The organism is Pseudoblastomonas marina (assembly GCF_034374265.1).
Classification (GTDB): Bacteria; Pseudomonadota; Alphaproteobacteria; order Sphingomonadales; family Sphingomonadaceae; genus Alteriqipengyuania_A; species Alteriqipengyuania_A marina.
Genome location: NZ_CP139718.1, coordinates 275228 through 299113 on the forward strand (window position 1 = coordinate 275228; position 23886 = coordinate 299113).

At 66.1% G+C, this 23886-nt stretch carries 18 protein-coding genes and 1 tRNA gene; 9 read left to right on the plus strand and 10 right to left on the minus strand.

Features of this window, described 5'->3' with window-relative positions; translation table 11 throughout:
• Positions 1-129 precede the first annotated feature (129 nt).
• The gene (locus T8S45_RS01285; protein WP_322294385.1) at positions 130-1923 is read left to right on the plus strand and encodes a trypsin-like serine peptidase; all 1794 of its coding nucleotides are present in this window, start codon (positions 130-132) and stop codon (positions 1921-1923) included.
• Between the two features lie 22 nt (positions 1924-1945).
• Here T8S45_RS01285 and T8S45_RS01290 read toward each other — a convergent pair whose 3' ends face one another.
• From T8S45_RS01290 to T8S45_RS01310, 5 genes are all read right to left on the minus strand, one after another.
• Positions 1946-2971, minus strand: coding sequence for a TauD/TfdA dioxygenase family protein (locus T8S45_RS01290; RefSeq protein WP_322294386.1), 1026 nt, complete (start codon positions 2969-2971; stop codon positions 1946-1948).
• The gene (locus T8S45_RS01295; protein ID WP_322294387.1) at positions 2968-4092 is read right to left on the minus strand and encodes a radical SAM protein; all 1125 of its coding nucleotides are present in this window, start codon (positions 4090-4092) and stop codon (positions 2968-2970) included. Before T8S45_RS01295 ends, T8S45_RS01290 begins: the two co-directional genes overlap by 4 nt.
• A 121-nt stretch (positions 4093-4213) precedes the next feature.
• Entirely contained in the window at positions 4214-5212 is a 999-nt protein-coding gene (locus T8S45_RS01300) for an alginate O-acetyltransferase AlgX-related protein (protein WP_322294388.1), read from the minus strand.
• Positions 5212-6669 (minus strand): MBOAT family O-acyltransferase, encoded by a 1458-nt coding sequence (locus T8S45_RS01305; RefSeq protein ID WP_322294389.1) that lies wholly within the window; start codon positions 6667-6669, stop codon positions 5212-5214. The genes T8S45_RS01300 and T8S45_RS01305 overlap by 1 nt, the downstream gene beginning before the upstream one ends.
• A 21-nt stretch (positions 6670-6690) precedes the next feature.
• Entirely contained in the window at positions 6691-7932 is a 1242-nt protein-coding gene (locus T8S45_RS01310; RefSeq protein WP_322294390.1) for a cytochrome P450, read from the minus strand.
• A gap of 163 nt (positions 7933-8095) precedes the next feature.
• Here T8S45_RS01310 and T8S45_RS01315 point away from each other — a divergent pair.
• Positions 8096-8171, plus strand: a tRNA-Trp gene (locus T8S45_RS01315).
• Between the two features lie 99 nt (positions 8172-8270).
• On the plus strand, positions 8271-8885 hold the full coding sequence (locus T8S45_RS01320) for a PilZ domain-containing protein (protein WP_322294391.1): 615 nt from the start codon (positions 8271-8273) through the stop codon (positions 8883-8885).
• 60 nt (positions 8886-8945) lie between these two features.
• Here the strand turns inward: T8S45_RS01320 and T8S45_RS01325 are convergent, their stop codons facing one another.
• The 3 genes from T8S45_RS01325 to T8S45_RS01335 form a co-directional block, all read right to left on the minus strand.
• Positions 8946-11399: a hypothetical protein gene (locus T8S45_RS01325; RefSeq protein WP_322294392.1), complete on the minus strand. Its 2454-nt coding sequence runs from the start codon at positions 11397-11399 to the stop codon at positions 8946-8948.
• A gap of 493 nt (positions 11400-11892) precedes the next feature.
• The gene (locus T8S45_RS01330) at positions 11893-13416 is read right to left on the minus strand and encodes an alanine/glycine:cation symporter family protein (protein WP_322294393.1); all 1524 of its coding nucleotides are present in this window, start codon (positions 13414-13416) and stop codon (positions 11893-11895) included.
• 122 nt (positions 13417-13538) lie between these two features.
• A complete protein-coding gene (locus tag T8S45_RS01335) occupies positions 13539-15047 on the minus strand; it encodes a tetratricopeptide repeat protein (protein WP_322294394.1) in 1509 nt (502 codons plus the stop codon).
• A 196-nt stretch (positions 15048-15243) separates the two neighbouring features.
• Here T8S45_RS01335 and secE point away from each other — a divergent pair, with 196 nt between their 5' ends.
• Together secE and nusG are read left to right on the plus strand one after the other, a co-directional pair.
• Positions 15244-15438: a preprotein translocase subunit SecE gene (secE, locus tag T8S45_RS01340; RefSeq protein WP_188641289.1), complete on the plus strand. Its 195-nt coding sequence runs from the start codon at positions 15244-15246 to the stop codon at positions 15436-15438.
• Between the two features lie 31 nt (positions 15439-15469).
• Positions 15470-16006, plus strand: coding sequence for a transcription termination/antitermination protein NusG (gene nusG / locus T8S45_RS01345; protein ID WP_188641290.1), 537 nt, complete (start codon positions 15470-15472; stop codon positions 16004-16006).
• Positions 16007-16024: 18 nt separating this feature from the next.
• Here nusG and T8S45_RS01350 read toward each other — a convergent pair whose 3' ends face one another.
• A complete protein-coding gene (locus tag T8S45_RS01350) occupies positions 16025-17194 on the minus strand; it encodes a sensor histidine kinase (protein ID WP_322294395.1) in 1170 nt (389 codons plus the stop codon).
• 116 nt (positions 17195-17310) lie between these two features.
• Here T8S45_RS01350 and T8S45_RS01355 point away from each other — a divergent pair, with 116 nt between their 5' ends.
• Positions 17311-17883 carry a protein-methionine-sulfoxide reductase heme-binding subunit MsrQ gene (locus T8S45_RS01355; RefSeq protein WP_322294396.1) on the plus strand — a complete coding sequence of 191 codons (573 nt, stop codon included), beginning with the start codon at positions 17311-17313 and terminating at the stop codon, positions 17881-17883.
• Between the two features lie 9 nt (positions 17884-17892).
• On the opposite strand, the gene T8S45_RS01360 is transcribed toward T8S45_RS01355, so the two are convergent.
• The gene (locus T8S45_RS01360; protein ID WP_322294397.1) at positions 17893-18411 is read right to left on the minus strand and encodes a hypothetical protein; all 519 of its coding nucleotides are present in this window, start codon (positions 18409-18411) and stop codon (positions 17893-17895) included.
• Between the two features lie 192 nt (positions 18412-18603).
• Here T8S45_RS01360 and T8S45_RS01365 point away from each other — a divergent pair, with 192 nt between their 5' ends.
• The 3 genes from T8S45_RS01365 (at position 18604) to T8S45_RS01375 (ending at position 23811) form a co-directional block, all read left to right on the plus strand.
• On the plus strand, positions 18604-20655 hold the full coding sequence (locus T8S45_RS01365; protein ID WP_322294398.1) for a putative bifunctional diguanylate cyclase/phosphodiesterase: 2052 nt from the start codon (positions 18604-18606) through the stop codon (positions 20653-20655).
• Positions 20652-21122, plus strand: coding sequence for a BLUF domain-containing protein (locus tag T8S45_RS01370; protein WP_322294399.1), 471 nt, complete (start codon positions 20652-20654; stop codon positions 21120-21122). Before T8S45_RS01365 ends, T8S45_RS01370 begins: the two co-directional genes overlap by 4 nt.
• Positions 21123-21273: 151 nt before the next feature.
• A complete protein-coding gene (locus tag T8S45_RS01375) occupies positions 21274-23811 on the plus strand; it encodes a hypothetical protein (protein ID WP_322294400.1) in 2538 nt (845 codons plus the stop codon).
• Positions 23812-23886: the final 75 nt, after the last annotated feature.

Consider the following 23886-nt stretch of genomic DNA (forward strand, 5'->3'; position numbering starts at 1 on the left):
CTCGAACAGGTATAATTTACAGCATGTTGTATGACGTTGAGCGAGTCCAATTGACAATAATGCCAAGCCGGTTCGATAGTCCCGTCCAGCGGTCGCGAGGTCCTTAGCGCGTGGGGGAAGGCAATGGTCTTGTCATTCGGTTCGCTGGTTGCGGAAAAAGTCTTGAGGACGGGGCTTTCGACATGGTCGCTGGCTACGCTTTCCTTCGCCCTCATTGCACAGGACGTTTCGCAACAGGACACCGCATCGACGCAGGCGGTCGAGGCGGGCGCGCCTGCCGATGAACCGCCCGCGGAAACTCCCGCAGAGGACGGCGCCCCGGTTCAGCTTAGCTGGGACGAAGCCTGGCAGCACAGCCAGACCGTGCCGCTTCCCGAACCCGAGCCCTACACCGACGCGATCCTCGAAGGAGAATGCCATACACAGAGCTTCAAGGTACCCTATCCCGCCGGGATCCAGGAGCACCACAAGAAAGGCTATGCCGACGGCTATTACAAGCGCTTCATACCGGAGAACCGGAAACTGTACGACGCCTGCGCGGCCCGGAGGGTCGCCAGATATTGCCGGGCCGGAGGGCGCGAAACGTTTGACAGCCTGACGGCGGTGTACGATCGCTTGCGGAAGGACAACGAGCTAACCCGCTACCTTTACGCGCTCTCGCAGCTCGCCCGCTCCTGTCACGCCTCGCTCGCGTCGCGCCAGTTCGGCTACAATTACGCCATCCGCGGCGGGTCGTGCGAGAGCTGCAGCTACTACCTCAATCCCTACGCGTTCAACGGCGTGCGCAGCCGCATGCTCGAAGGGCTGTCCTACCTCGCTCCCCGCTACGACCGCGGCCAGAACTGGAAGCTCGCCGCGGAAACCCTGCGCAAGGCGAACCAGTCGATTCCCGCCGTTTATCGCGATTACGAGAAGGCGGCGCGCGCCGGGATCAATGCCAAGCGCGCCGCGGCGCTGAAGCGGATGGAAGACCGGCAGACGGGCGCGTTGCTGGGCGGGATCGCCGCGGCGCTGCTCGGCGCAAGCCCGAAGGCGATCAGCGATGTCGGGATGCGCCAGATCGACCAGATCGAACGCGACTTCGTCCGCTCGACCCAAAGGATCAGCCAAAGCGAAATGCGGATCGAGGATTTCGCCGTCCCCGCGGGCATGAGCGACGACGGGTTCCGCGTCGTCCTGCCCCGGCTCGAACTGTGGGAGGAGAGCTACGGCCAACGCAAGTTCCTGCCGGCCTACGGCATGTACAACAACGAATTGCCCTTCAACCAGATCACCCGGGTCGTCTCGCGCGGTGGATCTTGTTCGGGAGCCTATGTCGGTCCCGGCCTCGTGCTGACCAACAAGCATTGCGTGGTCGACGACCAGTTCCGCCTCAAACAGGGAATCGCGGTGCGGCACGAATACCTCTACATGGATGACGGGCTGCGGACCGGAAATGTCACCTATGTCGTCGACGGAGTCTATTTCCCGCCCGGGAACCACAATGCAGACCGGCGCCTCGACTGGGCGTTCGTGACCATGACCGAGCAGCAGAAAGTCGGGTGGCTGGGCATGCTGCCGCCCGATCGCTGGACCGCATATTTCACGCCGCGCGAGGATACCCGCTCGGACCCCGCGCGGATCGCGGTGGCGGGGTATTCGGCGGATCTCAATCGGGGGGCCTACATCACGATGGACTGGGGCTGCCGCGCCGAGCTGCGCGAGGGCATGCTGCTGCATCGCTGCCGGTCATGGAGGGGATCGTCGGGATCGCCGATCTTCGTCACCAACGGCAATCACAGCCGTCGCCTCGTCGTCGGGGTGCATGCAGCGAGCTACGGGATGCAGTCCGATGGCCTGAAGATCGGCGCCTTCGTGAGCGAGGAAATGTACGCGATGCGCGAGAGGCTCCGCGAGCGGCAGACCGCCCGCTTCGGGAATTGAACCAGGCCGACGCCGAAACCGGTCACGCCACGGGGACGAGTTCCTCGTATTCCTTGCGCCGCTGCGCATCGACCATCGCCGCGAATTCCTCGTGCCCGAGTTTCGTACCATCGTACAGCACATGGTCGGCCGGTCCGTTCCCCGGGTAGAGCCGGTCGAGATAGGAGATCATGCGCGTCATCGTGCGCGTGTGGGAATCGACGATATTGGTCGGGCGCGCGTGCAGCGTGATGTTCTGGTCCATGAACACGATCTCGCCGTCGTGCCAATCGTGATCGAAGATATATTCCTCGCGGTTCACCAGTGACCAGAGATGCGCCTTGTACCTTTCACTTTCGGCCTTGGTCATACCCTTGAAATGACTGAAGCAGTGGCTCGGGAAGCGCATGCCGACGCGCCCCGTCACGGTACGGTCGACCAGCGCGGTTTCCATTCCGTCGAACGGGATCATGTTGTATCGGATGATCTCGAGGTGCCAGCCATCGATATCGGGGCACATGTCACCGCCATCCCAGGCCCAAACGCACCGAAGCTCGTCGACCATCGAACGATCCTCGTGGTTGAGCGCGTCATAGACGGGCGCGGTGCAGAGAAAGGATGTTCGGCTGCTTTCCGATCCCCACAGGCTCATGAGGCCGACGATCCGCTGGTTGTCGTGATAGGCCTGCTGGTCGGCATGCCAATCGAGTTCGCCATTTGGGAACAGGCCGGTCGGCCGCCCGCGTTCGTTCTTCTCGAAACTGACCCGCGCCATGCCCCGCAATTCGCCCGATTCCTTCAGCCCGCTCGAGACCGCGCCCATCGCGAGGAAAGCCTCGCGCCAGTGCTTGCCCGCCAGCCGACGCTCCATCACGTAGCGATTGATGATCGGCATGCAGGGCTGGCCCCACAGCATCTGGATCTCGTAGAGACGCCGCTCGCTTACCTTCTGCCGTAAGAGCACGACGCATTCATGCGCCACCAGCCGGCCGAGCTCGCGGCAGGCCTCGTCGTCGGAGAGGTCGATGTCGGAAACCTCGACGCCATTGTTGAGCTGCGCGATCCTCATTTGGTCAGTTCCATCCTCTTGCCATGCGTTGCGGTGGGATCGTCGAAGTCGAACACGCGCCCCGTCCTTACGTCAGGCACGGCTTCGTTCCTCTCGATCAGGAAGATGCGACCGAGCGTATCGATCATGTCGAGCCATTCGCCGAAGGCGGCGGCATCGCGAACATCGGCATCGCGCGGTTCGAACTTTGACGACCAGCCGCCCGAATACATCCTGCATTCGGAGCAGATCGTGTCCGATGTCCCGCATTTCTCGAGCGCGGCGTGTTCGAGGTCGGTCTTGAAGTAGCGCATCGGCTCGACCATCCGCGAATGGCAGTCGCGCGCGATGCCGGTCTCCGGGTCGATATCGTAGAGCGGGCCGGATTGCGTCGCCCAGCGGTTGTAGGCGTGCGAATAGACCACGGTGTCGGGGAAGTCCTCGATCACCTCGTCCATCACCCGGCGCGCCGCGGCGAGGCTATCGTCGGTCCAGCGCAGATTGTCCTCTTCGGACGAGATGCGGAAATACTTGCCGTCTGGGCCCATCCGCTCGGCGATCTTGCGGGCATAGCTCTGCGTCGGCGAATACATGTTGAAGGTCAGCGGCAGGTCGTGGTCGCGGCAGATTTCTGCCAGCCGCCGCACGTCGCCGAGATTGGTCCTCGTCAGCGTGTAGAGCATGATCGCACGCGGATCGCCGGCATAGTTGCGGATCGCCTTGGCGAAGGCGTTGGCGCCGCGCAGGCTGGTGTCGACCTCCTCGTCCACGCCCCACACCGATACACCGATGCGATAAGGTATGGCGGGATCGAGCCTGATCGTCCCGTTGGTGCCGATATTCCCGTGTGGGAAGTGCCTGGCCGCCGCGATCAGCCGCTCCTGTTCGAGCGCGGGCTCGGCGCCGACGAAATAGGCCATCGTGACCCCGCGCTCGCCCTCGGCGGCGAAGAATTCCTCCCACGCGGCGCGGTCCTGCACCTCGCGGCTCGGCGGCGCGAAATCGTCGGCGAAATAGTAGCAGCCTTCGCAGAACAGGTTGCAGCGGGTCGCCACCTCGTAGAATGCCGGGCGGCGAAAGGCGCGGACGATCGCCTTGGCGCGGGTATAGCGTTCGCGCAGCCGTGGGTCGGCGCGCAGCATTGCTGCCACCTGACCCAACCGTTGCTTGCGCTCCCTACCGACGTGCATTGCTGCTTTCGACCCTGTTCCTCTTTCGAAACAGCGAGCTAGCGCAAATAATGACCCGGCGGAACCGAAAGAATCAGTCGCAATCCGATAATGGGACGCGTCCATCGCGCTGGATTTTCGCTGCTAGCATGCGCGAAAATTCGTGCGCGCCGGGCGCATTGAGATGGGTCGCGTCGCGGAAATACTCGAAGCGCGTGGCGAACTCTCCGGTGTTCCAGAAATCCGCGATGATCGCTCCCCGGTCGGCAAGCCGATCGAGCAGGCGATCGAACCGCTCGGTCTGGCCCCAGCGGCGCGACGACACTTCGCGGCGAAGCTCTTCGAGATAGGGCGGAACGACGATTACGGCGCGGCTGCCCGAAGCCTCGACCTGCATGACGGTGCGGAGGAGCGAGGCAGAGGCGCGGTCGGGCACATCCGGGGCGTAATAGGCGACCTTGTGTGCATCTTCGCGCCACTGCGCCAGCTGGGTGTCGACCAGTCGCTCGGCGGTGCGCGGGTCGATTGTCCGGGTGTCGGCGTCGATCGCGCGATCGGGCACCGGGCGGCCCTGCCACAATCGAAGCAGCGCTTCATGCCACGGGTCGCGCAGATCGTGGCCGATCGCGGGCATCGCTTCGGACAGGAATGCCTGCCGCCAATCGCCCGCAATCGGATCCCACCGCCCCTCGCCGTGGAGGAAGCGATAGGTGGTGCGCCGACGGTTCGCGCCAGCGAGGGCGGGCAGGCCGTTGTCGTGCGACAGCGAGGTCGGGGTCACAACCACGAAGAAAAGTTCGGGCGGGGCGGGGCGGGCAAGGATCAGTTCGACCAGCGCTTCGATCTCGAAGGGGTCCTGGCCATTGTTGTAGAATTCCGCCCCGTCGAGGCACATCGCGTCGAAATCGACCGCGGTGCCGATCGACCCGCCAAGCGAAACAGCTTTGCTGCCGGCGATCGCAGCGAAGCGGTCCTGCATGACCTGCGGCGCGGTGGGGCCCGCCACCGGAACCCTCCCGGCAAGGTTGAGCGCGCCGAGCGCCATGGCACCGAGTGCGAGGAAGAGCAGGGCGGAGCGGACGGTCCAGCGCATCAGAAATCGAAATACAGGAAGCCGCTGCCGGTGAACACGCCGAACACCAGGATGATCGCCGCGAGCCCCCACCAGAACGGCCAGGCGACGATCGCGCCTGCGGCTTCGAGGCGATCGAACACCGGGCGGCGGCTATCGAGCCATTGGTAGATTTCGAGTGCGGCTATGGCGAACAGAAACAGTGCGCTGAGGTGGAACGTGCCGAAACCGACGGACAGACCGAAGGCATCGCCCGGCAGGGCACCTATCTTGTCCCAGATCGTCAGCGTCTGCTCCCATCCCGGCGCGTTGACGATCGACCCTAGGAAGAGGAGGAAGAACCACAGCACGAAGCGATTGGCGCTGCGACCGAGGAAGCGCGCGCCGCGTGCACCCACGCCGACCCGCCCCAGCGCGCGCGACGTTCGCGCCAGCCCGCCGCGTTGTCGCCGGATCGCGCCTTCGCCGATCATCAGCAGCCCCCCGACCAGGCCCGCCGCGACCCAGGTAGAAGCGGCGCCGTGCCAGAGCGCGACGAGCAGAGTGGTCAGCACGGTGGCGACGAAGCGCGACCAGATCCGGGTGCTGCGGGCGATCGGGATATAGACGTAATCGGTGAACCAGCGGGTCACCGTGATGTGCCAGCGCTGCCAGAACTCGGCGATCGAGACCGCTGCGAACGGACGGTTGAAATTGCGCGACAGCGCGATCCCCATGATCAGACTCGATCCGATCGCGATATCGGCATAGCCCGAGAGGTCGGCATAGTAGCGGTAAAGCGCGCCCAGTGTGGCCAGCGCCACCGTGAGCGAGGTGTGTACCTCGGGCGCGGCGAGGATCGGCGGGACCAGCAGGCCCAGCCGATCGGCGATCACGAGTTTCTTGAAATAGCCGACCAGGATCATCGCGCAGCCGATCGCGGCGCGGCGCAATTCGAACACCTGACGCTCGCGCAATTGCGGCAGCAGCTTGTAGGGTCGCTCGATCGGGCCGGCGAGCAATTGCGGGAAGTACATCACGTACACCCCGAAAATACCGAGGTGATTCTCGGCCTCTCGTTTTCCGCGATAGACGTCGATCGAATATCCCAATGTCTGGAAGGTGTAGAAGGAAATCCCCAGCGGTAGGATCACGTCGGCCATCGTGAAATCGCCGATCCGCAGGTCGTAGAGCGTCGTCCCGGCAAGCAATGCGCTGTATTTGAAGAATGCCAGCGGGCCCAGATTGCACACCATGCTGATAGCGAGCAGCAGGCGTCGTCGCACGCTGCCCTTTTCGGTGTGCATCATCGCCTTCGCGGCGTGGAAATCGACCAGTGTCGTGAACCACAGCAGGGCGAGGAATTCGATCCGCCAGCTGGCATAGAAGATGTTGCTGGCGACCAGCAGAAGCACCCATCGCCACCGATGCGGCACGCAGAAGAACAACACTGCGACCAGTGGCAGGAACAGCAGATAGTCGAGCGAGTGAAAGATCATCGGCCGTGCAGCGGGTACCGGTTAATCACGCGAGTGCAGGAAGATCGGCGCGTCGCCGACCGGGCGCAGCGTCCATTCGACATGACACTGTAACGGGCTGTCGGGGTTCGGCGAGAGGGAAAAGCGCTGGCAGGTCATCACCAGAAATAGAGCGAGCTCGACCAATGCGAGACTCGATCCGATACAGCCACGCGGGCCCGAACCGAATGGCAGCCAGGCGGCGCGTCGTTCGCGCGTATCGCCTTGGGGGTCGAGGAAGCGTTCGGGTAGGAATTCGTCGGGCCGGTCCCATAAGCGTCGGTGCCGCTGCATCGCGTAGATCGCGACGATCGCAACCGATCCGGGCTCGAGCGTAACATCGCCGATGGTGAGCGGAACACGTATCTCGCGCATCAATTGCAGGATCGGAGGAAAAAGCCGCAGCGTCTCGCGCACGATTGCACCGGCCGCGGGAAAATCGCGCAGTGAAAATGCGCCCGCCGCCCGTTTGGCAGCCTCGTCGCGGATCGCGTCCTGAAGCTCCGGTCGGTGGGCGACCAGCCACAGCATCCAACCCAGCGCGACCGCGACGTTGTCGTGACCGGCATGAAGGAAGAGCGTCAACGTGTTCAGGTCCTTCGGGTCTGCCACGCCGTCGCGGCTCGCTTTCCAGTCGCGCGCCAGCCGTTCCGCCAGCGGCTGGAGGTGCACCAGCTCTTCCTTGAGCTCGATCGGGCACATGGCCGCGATCGTGCGGGCGGTGTCGTCGATCCCCGGGGATCGGTGGCGGGCTTCGCGATCGCTGGCGAATATCGCCCGATACAGCGCGTCCAGGCTAAGTCGGCGGGTGTCGCGGAGCAGCGGGACCGCTCTTTTCGGACCGAGCGCGGCCCATTCGTCCATCATCTCGTCCCCGGCGAGCTCGAGCCGGGGTACGAGGCCGGCGGCGCGGTCCGCCGTGATCGGCTGCGCGATCGTGCGACGCTGCCCGCGCCAGTCCTGCTGGTCGGCCTGGACAAGGTTCTCACCGTAGCTTGCTCCAAGGATCCGGTCCTGGAAGCGCGCCCGCGGAAAATTGTCGCTGCGGTTCATCAGGATGGTCGACACCGCCATGGGGTCGGACACGAACGCCAGCGCCCGCCTTCCGGCCTTGGCCTGCACCACGCCGGTGTCGAGCAGGTCGTCGGGCCAATGGGCGAGCGGATCGCGCGCGACTCGACCGATCGCGGGCAGTGGCCCTTCGCCGGAGCCGTTCAACACCAGTTTCGGAGGCTCGAACGCCACCCTTGTCCCCCCTTGCGTCGCGCTGCCTTACGCGCGCTTCACTGGTCCGACAAGCGATTGGGAACGGACGGAAAAGAAGTCCCATCGGGCATCGGCGGCGCCCCGCGGCCGCATCGCCGCTTGCCAATTCGGCGCGTCCGCCCTAGAGCGCGCATCCGTCTGCAGGGGTGTAGCTCAGCTGGTAGAGCATCGGTCTCCAAAACCGAGGGCCACGGGTTCGAATCCTGTCACCCCTGCCAGACGATTGTCCGACCATGTCCGCTTTTCGCCGGTTCGGTTTGCAACCGCGCCGGGCGCCGCGTATTGTTCCCCGGGGATCGCGACGCAAAGCGAGGGCCATGGGAAACGAAAGCATCCGCTTTTTCCTGCGAGACGGGCGCATCTGGGTGCGCGGCGGCGAATATGCGGACAGCGTCGATCTCGGTCCTTCGGCGGAAGTCGGTGTCGCGATGGAGCGGTTCGTAGAAGAGCGCAGGCTGCGCGCGGCGCGCACCGAAGCGGAACCGCCGGACGAATTCCCGCCGCCGCCCCAACCGTCACCGCCACCGCTCCACCCGCCAGCACCCGCTTCATTGCCCCCAAACTCGCCGGACCGGTCGGTGCTGCCGCCATCACCGGTCGCGCCCGAATCGCATTCCACCGCCTCGCGACCCCGCTACCAGGTCGATCGCAGCGAACTCCGCCACGAACTGACGATCCAGGCCCGGATCGTCGCCAATTCGGGACCGCGTGACGTCACCGTGCTCGACCTTTCGGAAAGCGGCTGCCGCTTCGCGGATCGCTATCGCGGGCTCAATCCGGGCGACAAGATCACGATCAAGATCGGGCCGATCGGTCCGGTCCGGGCGACGGTGCGGTGGTGCGATCACGGCTATGTCGGAATCGCGTTCGACAACCCGCTCTACCCGTCGGTGCTGGAACACATCCGCGATCACTTCGACATCCGGAAGTGACCGTCCCGCTTTGCGGGCGGGGAAGCGGGGCCGCCGCGAGGCGAACGACCCCGCCGTTGTTCAGAAGCCGATCGCCATGCCGACGCGGCCGCTCGCGCCCTCGTCGCCGGTATTGCCGGCAATCGCGCCCGACACGTAGATCCGCGGGGCGACCCGCGCGGTCACTGCCGCCGAATAGCCCTGCTCGCCCTGGTGGGTCGCGCCGTTGACGCTGATCGAGACGGTGCTGTCGGGCACCACCATCGTACCGCCCATCGCCATCGCCGCGGCGACCCCGCCGCGCATCCGCGTGTCGAGATCCTCGAGCGCGAACTCCATCGTGTCGAGCCGGCCCGACAGCGCGAGCACGTCGCTGCTGAGCGCCTCGAACTGGGCGTCCGAGATAGCCGCGATGTAATCGACATTGGCGCGCACGGCATCGACCGAGGCGGCGGTTGCCGCCTGCTGGCGCCCGAGCACCCCGTTGGCGTCGACTGTCACGAATTCGATCGGTCCCTCCTGCGCGGCGGTCGAGGCGTCGAGATCGCCGATCTTCACCGAGCTGCCCGCGCCGCCGAGCACGACCTGGTCGTTGGCGGTGGTCACCGCGGCATAGCCGATCGCCGTGGCACGCGCGTAGTCGGAGGTCGCGTTATGGCCGATCGCGGTGGCGCTGGCGTTGCGGGCCATCGCGGTGCGGCCGAGCGCGGTCGCGTTCTCGTCGGTCGCCTGCGCGCCGTTGCCGACCGCGGTCGCCTGCAGCGCCGGGGCGAAGGAGGCGTAACCGAGCGCCATGGCATAATTGCCGCGTGCGGTGGCGAAGGACCCGAAGGCGAGCGTGCCGATTCCGTCAGCCGACGAGCCCGCGCCGGCGGCAGTCGTCTGCAAACCGTTGGCGCTGGCGCCGTAGCCGAATGCGGTCGTGCGTCGGCCCGAGGATACGGCGTCGGCACCCATCGCGAGTGATTCATCGCCCGACGCTATCGCCTCGCGCCCAACCGAGACCGCACTTGCGCCCGAAGCAATTGCCCCGAGCGAATCCTCGTCGAGCCCGTCGCCGCCGATCGCGACCGCGTATTCGCCGCTCGCCTGCGCGCGGGTGCCACCGGCGAAGCTGCGCGCTCCCGAAGCGTTCGCCTGCAGCCCGACCGCGGCGGCATATTGGCCGGCGGCGTCGGCGTAGGCGCCGAGTGCCGATCCGCCGTCGCCGGTCGCGTTGCTCCGATGGCCAAGCCCTGTCGACCACCGCCCGCTGGCCGCGGCATTGTCCCCTACCGCGGTCGCCTGCTGTGTGGCGTTGGCGGAAGCGCCGACACTCGTCGCAGCCAGTCCATAGGCGGTCGCCGAGCTGCCCAATGCGGTCGCATTGAAAGCCTCGGCCCGCGCCGAGGTGCCGAAGGCGTTGGAACCGAATTCCAGCGCGGATGCATTCAGGCCGACCGCGGTGGCCTGATTGTTGCTGGTCGCGAACGAACCGATTGCGGTACCGCTTCCACTGGCCGTCGTCTCGCGACCGATGGCGACTGCCGAACCGCCACCGGTCGAAGCGGAGCCGCCGATGGCGACCCCGAAGACATCGGCGGCGCTGGAGTTCGTACCGATGGCGATAGAGTTCTGGCCGCCAGCGTTGGCGGACGTTCCGAGGGCGGTGGCATCCTGGCCTGCGAAAGAAGTCATGCCGAGGCTGATTGCCCGATCGGCAGTCGTGGCGACATCGGTCCCGATTGCGATCGAGTTCTTACCTCTGGCGCTCGCGCCGATGTAGTCTCCGTCGTCTCCGTCGCCACCGATCGCAACCGAATTTTCCAGCGAATATGAGTAGGAACCGATCGAAATTCCGCCCGCCACTGCTCCGTGGCCAAGCGCAACGGCACCTTCCATGCCAGCTTGCGAATCGGTCCCGATGGCGACCCCTCTCGCGACCGGAGTCCGTGCATGTGCGCCCAGCGCAATCGAATAGTCCCCGATGGCCCAGGCATTGGTCCCCGCAGCAAGCGATTGCGCGCCATAGGTTCGACTCCAGCCCCCAAGCGAGACCCCGCCGTATCCATAGGAGACGCTATTGTAACCCAACGCTACCGAAGCGACCTCGGTGGCCTGGGTGGATTCGCCAATTGCAACTGCCCGTTCGCCGCTGGACACTGCGTCGGAACCCACCGCAACAGCAGCAAGATCGCTGGCCGAGGCATTGTTTCCGACGGCAATGGCGAAACGTGAATCGGCGCTCGCTCCGGGTTCAGTCGAAGCGTTCCTGCCGACGGCGATGGTGTAATCGTCGGTGCTCTGCGCATCCATCCCCACGGCAATGGACCATGCTCCGGCTGCGCTCGATCCGTTGCCGACGGCCGTCGCATCCGCGCCCGAGGCGGTGGCACCGGCCCCGCATTCGAGCCCGTCATCGGCGGTGCTCGCGGTGGCGTCGGGCCCGTCATTCGTATTGCATTCGGGCGTGTCGTCGGCGCGGGCCGAGGTGGTGAGCGCGACGAGCGAGGTGGCGGCGAGCAGCAGGCTCGCCGTCAGGCGACAGGTATTCATGGTTTGACCCTCCATTCGGGCGAAAATGCATCGCCCCTTCCGCCGTGCATGGTGTTGAGCAGGGGTCTGAAAGACAACCTCTTTGCCGCCGCCCTTCCACAGCGCGCCGGCCACTGTGGCGAATCGGTCACGCCGGGGCCGGACGGCGGTCGCGCTGTCGCGGCGGGAACCGATTTCCGCGACCGGAGGTTTATCCCCCCAAGACGGGAATGAAGATTGAGGAGAACAACATGGCTAGCGTCAGCTTTCGCAGCTCGCGCCCGGACTCATGGATTTCGCCGCGTCCGCATTCCGATCCTTCGGCGCGTTTCATGAAGCACGGTGCGATCCGTCCGATGGAACAGCCGGGATTCTGGGCTCGCCTCCTGGGCACGCACTAGGACGGTGCGACCGGCGCGCCTCGGGTGCTCCGGACTAGGTAGACGAAACGAAAAGGGCGCGGTGCCGATCCGGTACCGCGCCCTTATTCATTGGAGCCGGAAGCCCCCGGGGATCAGTATTCCTCGGGCTCTTCGGGCGTTTCCTCGTGGTAGTCCTTGCCCGCGGTCCGATCGCCGCGCGACAGCGCGAAGACGACGCCCGAAAGCAGCGCGATCGCGAGGATGTTGGGCAGCAGCATCGTGGCGTTGGAAATGTCGCCGAGGCGCCAGACCAGCTCGCTGGGCTGCGCCGCGCCGATGAAGATCACCACGCACCACAGCACGCGCCAAGCCATGTGCAGCTTGCGCTCGCCGCTGCGGGTCGAACCCTTCACCCGGTCGTAGATGAAGGTGATCGCGCGTTCGCCGTAATAGCTCCAGGTGAGCAGGGTGGTGAACACGAACAGCAGCAGCGCGATCGAGGCGACCAGCGTCCCGATCGGGATCGCGGCGATCTCGGCCGGGAAGGCGGCGGCGAAGGCACCCGAGGTCATCTCGAAGCCGACGCGGTCCGACTGCCAGACATGCGGCACGATCTCACCGGCGTTCGAGAACTCGCCGCGCACGGTCAGGATCACCAGCGCGGTCATCGTGCAGATCACGATCGTGTCGATGAAGGTGCCGAGCATCGCCATGCGGCCCTGCTGCTCGGGATCGTCGGTCTGCGCCACGGCGTGCGCGATCGGGGTCGAACCCTGGCCCGCCTCGTTCGAGAACAGGCCGCGGGCGACACCCGCGCGGATCGCCATGATGATCGCCGCACCGGTAAAGCCGCCGACCGCACTCTGCGGGTTGAAGGCACCGTGGAAGATCAGCGCGAAGGTCTCGCCGAGGTCGCCGAAGTTCAGGATCAGCGCGATCGCGGCCATCACGATGTAGGCGGCGGCCATGAACGGCACGACGCTTTCCGCGACGCGGCCGATCGACTTGATCCCGCCGATGATGACGATGAAGACGAGCACCGCGACGATCAGCCCGCCGAGCCATTCCTCGATTCCGAACAGCTCGTTGAGGCCGTCGGCCACGGCATTGGCCTGGATCGAGTTGCCGGTGACGAGCGCGCTGAACAGCGTGCCGATGCAGAACAGGATCGCGAGCCAGGTCCATTTCGGACCGAGACCCATCATGATGTAGGTCATCGGACCGCCGCGCTTGACCCCGTCGGAGGTCGTTTCGCGATAACGGATCGCCAGCGAGCCCTCGGCGAAGGCCAGCGCCATGCCGAACAGGGCGGTGATCCACATCCAGAAGATCGCGCCCGGACCGCCCAATGCGATCGCGGTGGCGACGCCGGCGAGGTTGCCGGTGCCGACCTGGCCGGAAAGCGCGGTCGAGAGCGCGGCGAAGGGCGAAATCTCGCCCGCGCCCGCACCCTTGCGGCTCGAGAACAGGCCCTTCAGCGCCGAGAAGAACTTGGTGATCGGATAGAAGCGCAGGCCAACCATCACATACAGGCCGACCCCCAGCAGGATCAGCGCCAGCGGCGGGAAGGGAATGACTTCCACCCCCTCCCATGTGCCGCCCCAGATGAGGTCGGATATGTTGGTGACCGGCTGGATCATGCGGTCGCCAAGCGAAGCAGGCTCGGTAGTGGCCATGTCAGGTATTTCCCCTTTGAACTCCCTTTGTGGCGGGGGTGCTAACGGCAGAACCGCGCGAATGCCAGCCTTTGTGGCGAGAAGGCACACAGCGGAGCGGCGCTGGACGCCCGCGAACGGGGCTAGGGGCGGTCAGGCTTGGCCAGCGCGAAGGCGATGCGGACCTGCTCGCGGAACAGTGGCGCGTAGGAGCGCAGCTTGCCGGCATTTTCCGCGTCGAAGCCGGTGCCGCTCGCGACATGCGCCAGCGCGCCCTCGATCCCGCGCTGGAGCAGCGTCCGGGCGAGCGCAAAGTCGCGACTTCCCCGCGACACCGCCTTGGCGAGGCGGAGGTCGGCGCCGATATTGGCATCTTCGTACGGATCGTAGAAGGCACGGGTTTCCCGGAGCTTCCGCGCTTCGGACAGGTCGCGCTCGGCCTCGTCCCAGCGCCGGGTCTCGAGCAGCGCCTCGCCGCGGGCGAGCAGCGCCTTCATCCGCATCGCCTCGAATGGCGGGGCATAGGCCCCCGCCGCGAGCTGCGCGTCGGCGAAAGCGAGGTTCTCCGCCGCGAGCGCGATCGTGCGCGCATGGTCCCCGGTGCTCGCGAGCGCTTCCATCAACGCGCCGCGCAGGAAGCTTTCGGCCATCGGGTTGGCTTCGAGCACCGGGTCGGCCAGCGCCTCCTCGAACACCGCGATTGCATCTTCGCCGCGTCCCGTCGCGGCGAGCGCCTTGCCGAGCATGAGCAGGTCGTTGACCTGCGTTTCGACGAGTCCGTCGGCGAGCGGATCGAGCATCGTGTCCCAATAGCGCAGCGCGACCTTCGGATACCCGGCCTCCTGCGCCTGCACCGCCAGCCGCCGCAGCGCGCGCACCACCGATGCCGCGCGCTCGGGATCCTCGAGCCGGGTGCGGAAGCCCGCGAGCGCGCTTTCCGCCGCGAGCACCGCTTCCTCGTCGCGACCCTGTTCGTAAAGCGCGCGGGCGAGGTCGGCGAAGTAGTCGGCGGTGTCGGTCCGGATCTCCGCGCTTTCGCTTCGTTCCACCGCTGCGATCGCGCCGCGGGAATCGGCCTCGGCGAGCGACCACAGTGCGAGGCGCCGTTCCTCGTTGGACCATTCCTCCGCGGCGCGCCGGGCGAGCATGTCACCGCGCGCGGACAGCAGCATCGCGGCTTCGCTCGGATCGCGATCGAGCGCGCGCGAGCGTTCGAGCGCGAGGGTCAGCTGCTCGATTGCAGCGGGGTACCCCACCCCGCCCCAGACGATTCCGTCGCTCACCAGCCCCTTGATCGCGCTGGCGTAGAAATAACGGATCGTGGGCTCGTTGTGGCCGCCCAGCTCGTCGCGTTGTTCGGCAAGCTCGAGCCATTTCTCGGCCGCGGCGACGGCATCGCGCGGCTTGTCCCACGCCCAGGCGAGATAGAGCTGGAGGTAGAGCGGGTGGAGGCAGTCGCCCGAGCCCGGCCGTTCGCTCTCGCAGCGCTGCTCCTCTTCGGCGAGATAGGCGACGGCTTCCGGATATTCGCCCTTCAGCCGGGCCTCGTCGATCGGCCACGGCAACGCGGTCGTGTCTCCCTCCTGCGCCCCGACGGCGGCCGGGACCAGCACGGCGAGCAAAGCCATGAGCGGGAAGAGGATTCGCGACATCGCAGGCACTCTAACGCGGTGTTTCGTCCTGCCAACAGTCGCGATCGGTCATCGCACACTTGCACAAGCGCGCCGCCGGGGTTAGAGGCGGGGGCAATTCCGACATCGATGGAAAAGCAGCCCCTCCCGGACTTGAACCGGGGCGGCGCGGACCCCATCCCGGAAGAGACGAGTTTCACTTTTGGGATTTTGAACGATGGCGAAGACCACCCCCGGAGAATTCATCCGCCAGGTGCGGGCCGAAGCGTCCAAGGTTGTCTGGCCGACCAAGGCGGAAACGATCCAGACCGCGATCATGGTCGGCATCATGGTGCTGATCCTCGCGCTGTTCTTCTTCGGGATCGACAGCCTCTTCTCTTCCATCGTCGGCTGGCTGCTGCGGCTCGCCTGATCCCTAAACAAGCAACGGACGACTGACACACATGGCCCGCTGGTACATCATCCACGCCTATTCCGGTTTCGAGAACAAGGTGCGCGACACGATCATTTCGGAAGCCGAACGGCTCGGCTTGTCCGACGCGGTCGAGGAAGTGCAAGTCCCGACCGAGACGATCACCGAGATCAAGCGCGGCAAGAAGGTCCAGACCGAACGCAAGTTCATGCCGGGTTACGTGCTCGCCAAGCTGACCATGACCGACGATGTCTACCACCTGGTCAAGAACACCCCCAAGGTGACCGGCTTCCTCGGCAACAACAACAAGCCGCAGGCGATTTCCGAACGCGAGGCCGCGCGCTATTTCGGCGGTGTCGAAGACGCCAAGAGCGCGCCCAAGCGCGAGATCAACGTCGATTACGAGATCGGCGACCAGGTCAAGGTGCTTGGCGGACCCTTCGCGAGCTTCAACGGCGTCGTCGAGGAGCTCGATTTCGACAAGCAGAAGGTCAAGGTTTCGGTCTCGATCTTCGGCCGCGCGACCCCGGTCGAGCTCGACTTCGAGGAAGTCGAACTGGTCAAGTAAGGCCGCCGGCGCGAGGCGTCAGCTTTCGAGTCCGAAACTCTCGTCGACCAGGCGTGCCGCGTGCGCTTCCTCGAGGCCGCGATCAATGTTGGCGATGACCGATGTCAGCGGCGCGTCGAGGCGATAGCAGAACTCGCGCGCCCGGAACTCGCGCACCGCATTGCCGCGCAGCATGACTGGGACGATCCGGGTCAGCAGCTTGGTGCCGAACCCTTCGTGCTCACCGCTGCCGAACCGTTCCGATGAATCTTCGGACAGGCTCTCGTGCCACTCGAGCTCGAAGCGATCCTCGTCCGCGTCGTAGGTGACGATCTTCCAGGAGAGCGAGACCCGCGTGTCCTCGGTTTCGGAAAGATTGTATTTCTGCGCGTTGGTGGCCAGCTCGTGCAATGCCAGCGCGATCTGCTGCGCCGCTTCTGATCCGACGGCGATCGCAGGTCCCTCGATCGCCACGCGGTCGGGGAAGACCTGGATCAGCGGTGCGAGCTGATCGCGCACCACCGTTTCGAGCTGCTCTGAAGCATTGTTCTCCGCCCGCTTGATCGTGGTCGTGGCCTTGGCCAGCGCGCGCAGGCGGCCGAGCAGGGTCGCGACGAATTCCTCCTTGGTGCCGGAATCCTTGGCGCTCTGGCTGGCGAGCGAGCTGACCACCGACAGCAGGTTGCCCGAACGATGCACCGCTTCGCGCGCCTGGACCGCGAGGTTGGCATTGAGGCTCTGCAGTTCCTCGGTCCGTTTCTCGACCTGGTCCTCGAGCGTGGCGAGCGTCGCCTCGTGCGCGGCGATTTCGTCCTGCAGCTGCTTGTTCGCTTCGCCCATCTGGCCGGGCGAAGGTAGTGCGACGAGCGTCGGGACGAGCCGGAAAAGCACCACCGCGGTGATTGCGGAAACGATGCCGGTGGCAAGCTTGAGCGCGCCGATCCACGGATAGATCGGCCACCACAGCGTGACGATCCCGGCAAGGTGAGTGAAACCGCACAGCAGGATGAAGCTGGCGAACAGCATGACCAGCCCAGGATGCGGGACGTCCTTGCGCTGCCGCAGGACCGTTATCAGCGCGAGCGGGATCGCCATGTAAGACAGGAAGATGAGCAGGTCCGACCCGGCCCACAGGATCACCAGCCACGGTTGCCATAACAGGCACATGCCGTGCGGCATGTAGTCGCCATATTCGATTATGTGGCGCATTCTAAATTCTCCGACCCCCGGATTGCCGCGCAATCCGGGTAAGCCGATAGGCCTCTTTCGAGGCGATGAACAGTTCGGCCTTTGACTTCGCGGCTGAAACAGGCATCGGTGGGTTGGTGAAGACGCTCGCCGCCTCGCGCCCGTTCCTGTGGCTCGTGCTCGCGCTGCCGGGCGCGTGGATCCTTTATCGCTGGGCGGCGACACCAGAAGAATATGGCTATGGCCATGCGATCGGCGACAGCGGCGACTGGGCCGCATGGCTGCTGCTGGTGACGCTCGCGGTGACCCCGGTCCGTCTGGCGTTCCGCAAGGCGCGGGTGGCGATCTGGCTGATGCGGCATCGGCGCGATCTCGGGGTGGCCAGCTTCGCATATGCCGCCGGGCACACCGTGATCTACCTCGTTAACAAGGCGGCGCTCGGCCCGGTGCTCGCCGAGGCGGGATCGCCCGACATGCTGACCGGCTGGCTCGCGCTGGCGCTGTTCGTGCCGCTCGCCGCGACCTCGAACGATATCGCGGTGCGCGCGCTCAAGCGGGCATGGAAGCGGCTCCACCGGCTGGTTTATCCGGCGGCGGTGCTGACCTTCGCGCACTGGGCGCTGGCGGCCTTCGATCCGACCACGGCCTACATCCATATCGGGATCCTGGCCGCGATCGAATCGGTGCGGGTGTGGCTCCAGCGCCGCTAGGCGGAGGGCTTACAGCGTGACGTACTGCCGGAAGCGCGCGACTTCGGCCTCGTCGACATACTTGCCGATCTCGCGGTTGAATTCCTCGATATTCTCGTAAGGACGATATTCGAGGAATTCGCCGATCATGCGCTCGGTCATGCCCGGGATCAGCGCGATGTCCTCGCGGGTGGCGGTGTTGAGGTTGACCGGGACGAACACGTTCGCGCGCATCGCGGCGGCATCTTCCTCGCCCAGCGTTTCCAACAGCACCGCGTTGAAGGCGGTGGTCGAGGCATAGGGCTGGCCGGCGACGATCGAGGCGGCGAGTTCTTCCGATGCGCCCGCGGCGGCAAGCTGCTCGGCGGTCGCGGTGTTCGCATCGAGCACGCCCGCAGTCTCGGTGTCCGCGGTGGTCGTGTCGGCATCGGCTTCGGCTTCGGCCATTTCCGCGGCGGCCGCTTCGTCGGGATCTTCGCCCGCATCGGCACAGGCGGACAGGGCGAGGGCAGAGCCGCTCAGGGCGGCCACGAAGACGAGTTTGCGCATGGAGTGATCCTTCTTGGTAAAGCGTCGCAATAACGGGTTTGGCGGGTCGTGCGAACCCCCCGATGCGAGCATTGCAAGCATGGTGAACGAGGCACGGGAAATTCGGCAGGACAATCTTGGGTTTCGCTTAACTTCCGCCCCCTAGGGACCGTTAACGCGGGGACGCCCGCAGGACCGGATCCAGGAACATAAATGCATTTCTTCAACCATCTCCTGCACGACCACGATCTGGCGCTGATCCTGCTGGCTGCGGCGATCTGCGCGGCGGGCTGCTATGTCGGCGTCGGCCTGTCGCAGCGCGCGGCGAGCGAACGCGGGACCGCGCGCTGGCACTGGTGCTTCCTCACCGGGATCGTCGCCGGCTGCACGATCTGGGCGACCCATTTCATCGCCATGTTCGGCTATCGCTCCCCGGTACCGGTGTCGCTCGACGGGGTACTGACCCTGCTGTCGGCGCATATCGCGGTGGTCGGGAGCTGCGCCGCGGTGGCTGTCGCCACCTTGTCGCGCCGGCTCTGGGCCTCGGCAACTTCGGGGCTCCTGTTCGGCCTGACCATCGCGGCGATGCACTATACGGGCATGTCCGGCTATGTGTTCGCGGGAGCCGAGGTGCGCTGGGATTACGGGCTCGTCGTCGTCTCGATCGCGCTCGGCACCGCGCTGGCCGCGGCGGCCAATTTCCGGCTCTCCGGGTCCGACGGTACCAAGGTGGATATCGGGTCGGTCGCGCTGTGGGTGGCGGCGATCGTAGCCCTTCATTTCACCGGGATGGCATCGATGACGATCGCACCGCTGGCTGGTACGGTGGTGACGGACGCGACCTATTCGGGGGTCGGCGGGAACGCGCTGGCCGGCGCGATCGCTACCATCAGCCTTATGATCGTGGGGCTGGGCCTGACCACCTCGCAGACCGATCGCCGCCAGCAATTGCGCTCGCGCCTGCGGCTCCAGCACCAGGCGATGCACGATGCGCTGACCGGCCTGCCCAATCGCAGGGCTTTCGGTCGCGCGCTCGCCAAGCGCAGCGCCGCCGCCGAGGCCACCGGTGCCGCCTTCGCGCTGCTCGTCGTCGATCTCGACAATTTCAAGCCGGTCAATGACGGCATGGGCCATGCCACCGGCGACGAGGTGCTCAAGCGTGTCGCGCACCGGCTCGAATGCGCCGCTCGGCCCGGAGATTTCGTCGCCCGCGTCGGCGGTGACGAATTCGCGATCCTCCTCGACGGGGTGCGCGATTCCAGCGCCGCGGGGAGCGTGGCCGATCGCGTGATCGAGATCCTCGGGCGCCCGTTCCTGATCGGAGAGCAGATCGCCGAGATCGGGGCCTGCGTCGGGATCAGCCTCGCGCCGCATCACGCGACCAATCCGTCTCGCCTGGTCAATCACGCCGACCATGCGCTCTATTCCTCGAAGCGCAGGGGCAAGGGCCGCTGGCAGGTTTTCGACGATACGCTGCTCGAAGCGATCGAGCGCCGCCGGGTGCTCGAAGCCGCGCTGCGCCGCGCCGCGGTGCGCGAGGACTTCGACGTCGTCTACCAGCCGATCGTCGATTCTTCGACCGACGAGCTGGTCGGTGCGGAGGCCCTGGCGCGGTGGAGCCCGGCCACCCACGGAGCCGTTCCGCCCGCCGAGTTCATCCCCATGGCCGAAGAGCTCGGGCTGATCGGGCGGATCGGTATGACGGTGCTGCGCAAGGCCTGCCGCGAGGCGATGAGCTGGCCCGATTCGATCAAGCTCTCGGTCAACCTGTCGCCGGTCCAGATCCTCGATCCGCGCCTGGTCTCGGGGGTCGCCGCGGTGCTCCACGAGACGGGCCTGCCGCCGCAGCGGCTCGAGCTCGAAATCACCGAGACCGCGCTGCTCGGCGACGACGAGCTCGCGCTGCGTACGCTCAACCGGCTGGTCGCGCTCGGGGTCAATGTCTCGCTCGACGATTTCGGGACCGGCTATTCCTCGCTCAGCTACCTCCACCGCTTCCCGATCAGCCGGATCAAGATCGACGGGAGCTTCGTCAACCAGGCGCCGGTCGATGCGAACAGCGCCTCGATCGTGCGCGCCATCGCCGAACTGGGGAAGAGCATGGATCTGCAGATTACCGCCGAGGGCATCGAAACCGCCGCCCAGCGCGAATTCATCACCAGCCACGGGTGCCAGAACCTCCAGGGCTTCCTGATCAGCCGACCATTGTCTGAAGCCGAATTTTCCGATCTGTGCAGAGCAGCGGGACGGGAGCGCGCGGCATGACCGAACGCTTCGACCTGACCGACCAACCGGGCGCACCGCTCCTGCGTCTGTTCTACACCAGCAGCGCGATCGCCCGGCTGGGCGCGCGCGAACTGGCGCTGGCTTGCGAGAAGCGGAATCGCGAGGCCGGGATCACCGGCGTGCTGCTGCGGGTCGACGCGACCTACCTGCAGGTCATCGAGGGCGCGCCCAAGGCGATCGCCGAGACCTTCGAGCGGATCTGCTGCGACCTGCGCCACCGCAATCTCGCCCTGCTCGAGATCGAACCCGCAGACGAGCGGATCTTCGGCGACTGGTCGATGGGGCATGTCGGCGACAGCGAAAGCCTCACCATCGCGCTGCGCGACGACCTCGAGGACATCCGCCTGCTAGCCGGGGTCAACGCGCACAACACCGTGCTGCGGATGCGCCAGCTGCTCGACGCGGTTCGCGCCCGCGACCTGGAAGTGCGCAACCGCGCCGCATAGGGGCGCGCCGGTGCGGCGCAAGCCAGGCCGCACCGAAATCTGGCACCGGTTTTCCCAATGGTACTCACGGGTTGCGTTTGGCCGGCTGGGGCGACACCTTGCTACCCGGAAGAAGGGCGATTCGGTTTTCGCCCGGATGGAGGGTCAAACCATGAATACCTGTCGCCTGACGGCGAGCCTGCTGCTCGCCGCCACCTCGCTCGTCGCGCTCACCACCTCGACGCGCGCCGACGACACGCCCGAATGCAACCTCAATGACGGGCCGGATGCCACCGCGAGCACCGCCGATGACGGGCTCGAGTGCGGGGTCGATGCCACCGCCTCGGGCGCGGATGCAACCGCAGTGGGCAATAATTCCACGGCGGCGGGTGATGGTGCGACGGCCGTGGGTGTGAACTCGAGCGCGGCGCAAGAGAATGCAACGGCGGTGGGTAGCGGTGCCAGTGCTGCGCAAGCACGCTCCACAGCGATGGGTTACAACGCCTCGGCGACCGGATTGAATTCGACCGCCCTTGGATATTCTTCCACTTCCGGCGGTAGCGAATCGATCGCGCTCGGCTCCTTGAGCGCGACCGGGGATGACAGTTCGATCGCAATCGGGGGTTCGGCGACTACGGTTGCCTCCGGCTCCACTCCCAGCACCGACGCGATTGCAATCGGTTCGAGCGCTGCCGCAACTTCAGCGAGCACGATCGCCATCGGTCAGGCCGCAATGGCGAACACCTCTCAGGCAGTGGCCATAGGTACTTCGGCAAGCGCGACCAACGGTTTCGCCTCCGCCTACGGCTATGCTTCTCGCGCATACGGTCTTAGTTCGGTCGCCGTCGGACACCTAGCCACCGCCAACGGTGCTGATGCTGTGTCGATCGGTAGGAGCAGCACGAGTGAAGGCGTGGCGATCGGTGCCCGTTCGAATGCGGCTATGAACTCAATCGCCATTGGCGGCGACAGCGACGACCCTAGCGACATTGGGGCAAACGCCGTCGGGCAAAATTCCGCTGCAATCGGGTATGACAGTTATGCCAGCGGGACCGGTGCCCTTGCCCTCGGTGCAAAGGCGAATGCTTCCAGCTTCAGGGATTCTATCGCTATCGGCCAGGACTCGTCCTCGACGGGCGTGGCTGCCATCGCCTTCGGCGCCAATTCCTCTTCCACCGGATCCGAGACGATCGCCATCGGTTCGCGCAGCTCGGCCAGCTTCGGCGTAGCCCTCGGCGCAGGTGCATCGTCTGCGGGCGTCGCGGTGGGCACGAATGCGACGTCATCGGCGAATTCGGCGATTGCGCTGGGTGCCGACAGCACCAGCAGCGCGGTCAACGGGATCGCGCTCGGCGTGATCGCCTCTTCATCGGGGAGCCAGTCGATCGCAATCGGAACGATCGCTTCGGCCGGAGGGTATGATTCGATCGTCATCGGCAGCTATTCCACCACCTCTTCTGCAAATAGTACGGTCGTTGGCGCGAACAGCGCAGCCAATTCGTCCCAGGCGACGGCGCTCGGTTCGCAGAGCACGGCCGACGCCCAATGGTCGTCGGCGATGGGCCACCAGGCGAACGCGACCGGGGCCGGCGCCTCGGCGATCGGCTCCTATTCGGCGGCGGCGGGGCAGTATGCTGCCGCGGTCGGGCTGCAGGCCAACGCCTCGGGGACGCGCAGCTTCGCCGGCGGCACCCGCGCGCAGGCGACCGGCGAATATTCGGTCGCGATCGGCGGCGACGGGACCGACGAGGACTCTCTGGGGGCCTCGGCCTCGGGCGCCAGCGCGGTGTCGGTCGGTCGCGAGGCGATCGCCTCGGGCAATGAATCGCTCGCCGTGGGGGCCGATGCGGTCTCTTCGGGCTTGCGCACCACCGCCTTCGGCTACGGTGCCAATGCGAGCGGGCTTCAGACCACGGCTGCGGGCACCGGCTCGTCTGCCGACGGGATCGGGACGCTCGCCTTCGGGTCCTTCGCCACCGCACGCGGCAATTACGCAATGGCGCTCGGCTACGCCTCCTTCGCCCCGGCGCTGCAGGCAACCGCGGTCGGCAACGGCGCGCAGGCGACCGACGAGAACGCGACTGCGCTCGGCCGCACCGCGATGGCCCGCAACGCCAGCGCCACCGCGATCGGCCATAACGCGACGTCCGACTACGCGCGGGCCACGGCGATCGGCTATGCCGCAGTGACCACCGCCAACGACCAGGTCGTGCTCGGCGGCGCGGGTAGTTCGGTGAAGATCGGCGATCTCGACGCTTCGACCGCCGCGCAGGAGGGGCCGGTCGATGTCGTGACGGTCGACGCCAACGGGGTGCTCGGGCGCCAGCAAGCGGCAACCGCCGCCTCGGTCGACGCCGTGCGCGCCAATGTCGGCTATCTCGCCGCGGTTTCGGACGCCCAGTTCAACGCGCTCAGCAACGATGTGCTCGCGCTCGGCGGGCGCATCGACGGGGTCGAATTCCGGCTCGACCGGATGGACGAAGGCCTCTCGGGCGGGATCGCCGCCTCGATGGCGCTGGGCAGTGCGATGGTGGTGCCCGACAAGAACCTCTCGGTCTCGCTCAACGCCGCGACCTATGGCGGCGAGCAAGGCTTTTCGGGCATGCTGACCGGGCGCGTTTCGGACAGCGTCTATGTCTCGGCCGGGGTCGCGGGCAATACCGGCGACGACAAGGTCGGCGGGCAGGTCGGCGTCGCCTTCGGTTTCTGACCGCGTCTAGGGGAGCCGCGCAGGGCGAATCGCTTGCAAAATCCGGCGAAATCGCTATCTGCGCGGCTTCCCAGC

Bases quoted from the DNA above. Each gene is read 5' to 3' on its own strand.
- T8S45_RS01290 (WP_322294386.1), bottom strand. From the start codon at position 2,971: ATGAGGATCGCGCAGCTCAACAATGGCGTCGAGGTTTCCGACATCGAC.
- T8S45_RS01295 (WP_322294387.1), bottom strand. From the start codon at position 4,092: ATGCTGCGCGCCGACCCACGGCTGCGCGAACGCTATACCCGCGCCAAG.
- T8S45_RS01300 (WP_322294388.1), bottom strand. From the start codon at position 5,212: ATGCGCTGGACCGTCCGCTCCGCCCTGCTCTTCCTCGCACTCGGTGCC.
- T8S45_RS01305 (WP_322294389.1), bottom strand. From the start codon at position 6,669: ATGATCTTTCACTCGCTCGACTATCTGCTGTTCCTGCCACTGGTCGCA.
- T8S45_RS01320 (WP_322294391.1), top strand. From the start codon at position 8,271: ATGGGAAACGAAAGCATCCGCTTTTTCCTGCGAGACGGGCGCATCTGG.
- T8S45_RS01325 (WP_322294392.1), bottom strand. From the start codon at position 11,399: ATGAATACCTGTCGCCTGACGGCGAGCCTGCTGCTCGCCGCCACCTCG.
- T8S45_RS01330 (WP_322294393.1), bottom strand. From the start codon at position 13,416: ATGGCCACTACCGAGCCTGCTTCGCTTGGCGACCGCATGATCCAGCCG.
- T8S45_RS01335 (WP_322294394.1), bottom strand. From the start codon at position 15,047: ATGTCGCGAATCCTCTTCCCGCTCATGGCTTTGCTCGCCGTGCTGGTC.
- secE (WP_188641289.1), top strand. From the start codon at position 15,244: ATGGCGAAGACCACCCCCGGAGAATTCATCCGCCAGGTGCGGGCCGAA.
- nusG (WP_188641290.1), top strand. From the start codon at position 15,470: ATGGCCCGCTGGTACATCATCCACGCCTATTCCGGTTTCGAGAACAAG.
- T8S45_RS01350 (WP_322294395.1), bottom strand. From the start codon at position 17,194: ATGCGCCACATAATCGAATATGGCGACTACATGCCGCACGGCATGTGC.
- T8S45_RS01360 (WP_322294397.1), bottom strand. From the start codon at position 18,411: ATGCGCAAACTCGTCTTCGTGGCCGCCCTGAGCGGCTCTGCCCTCGCC.
- T8S45_RS01365 (WP_322294398.1), top strand. From the start codon at position 18,604: ATGCATTTCTTCAACCATCTCCTGCACGACCACGATCTGGCGCTGATC.
- T8S45_RS01370 (WP_322294399.1), top strand. From the start codon at position 20,652: ATGACCGAACGCTTCGACCTGACCGACCAACCGGGCGCACCGCTCCTG.
- T8S45_RS01375 (WP_322294400.1), top strand. From the start codon at position 21,274: ATGAATACCTGTCGCCTGACGGCGAGCCTGCTGCTCGCCGCCACCTCG.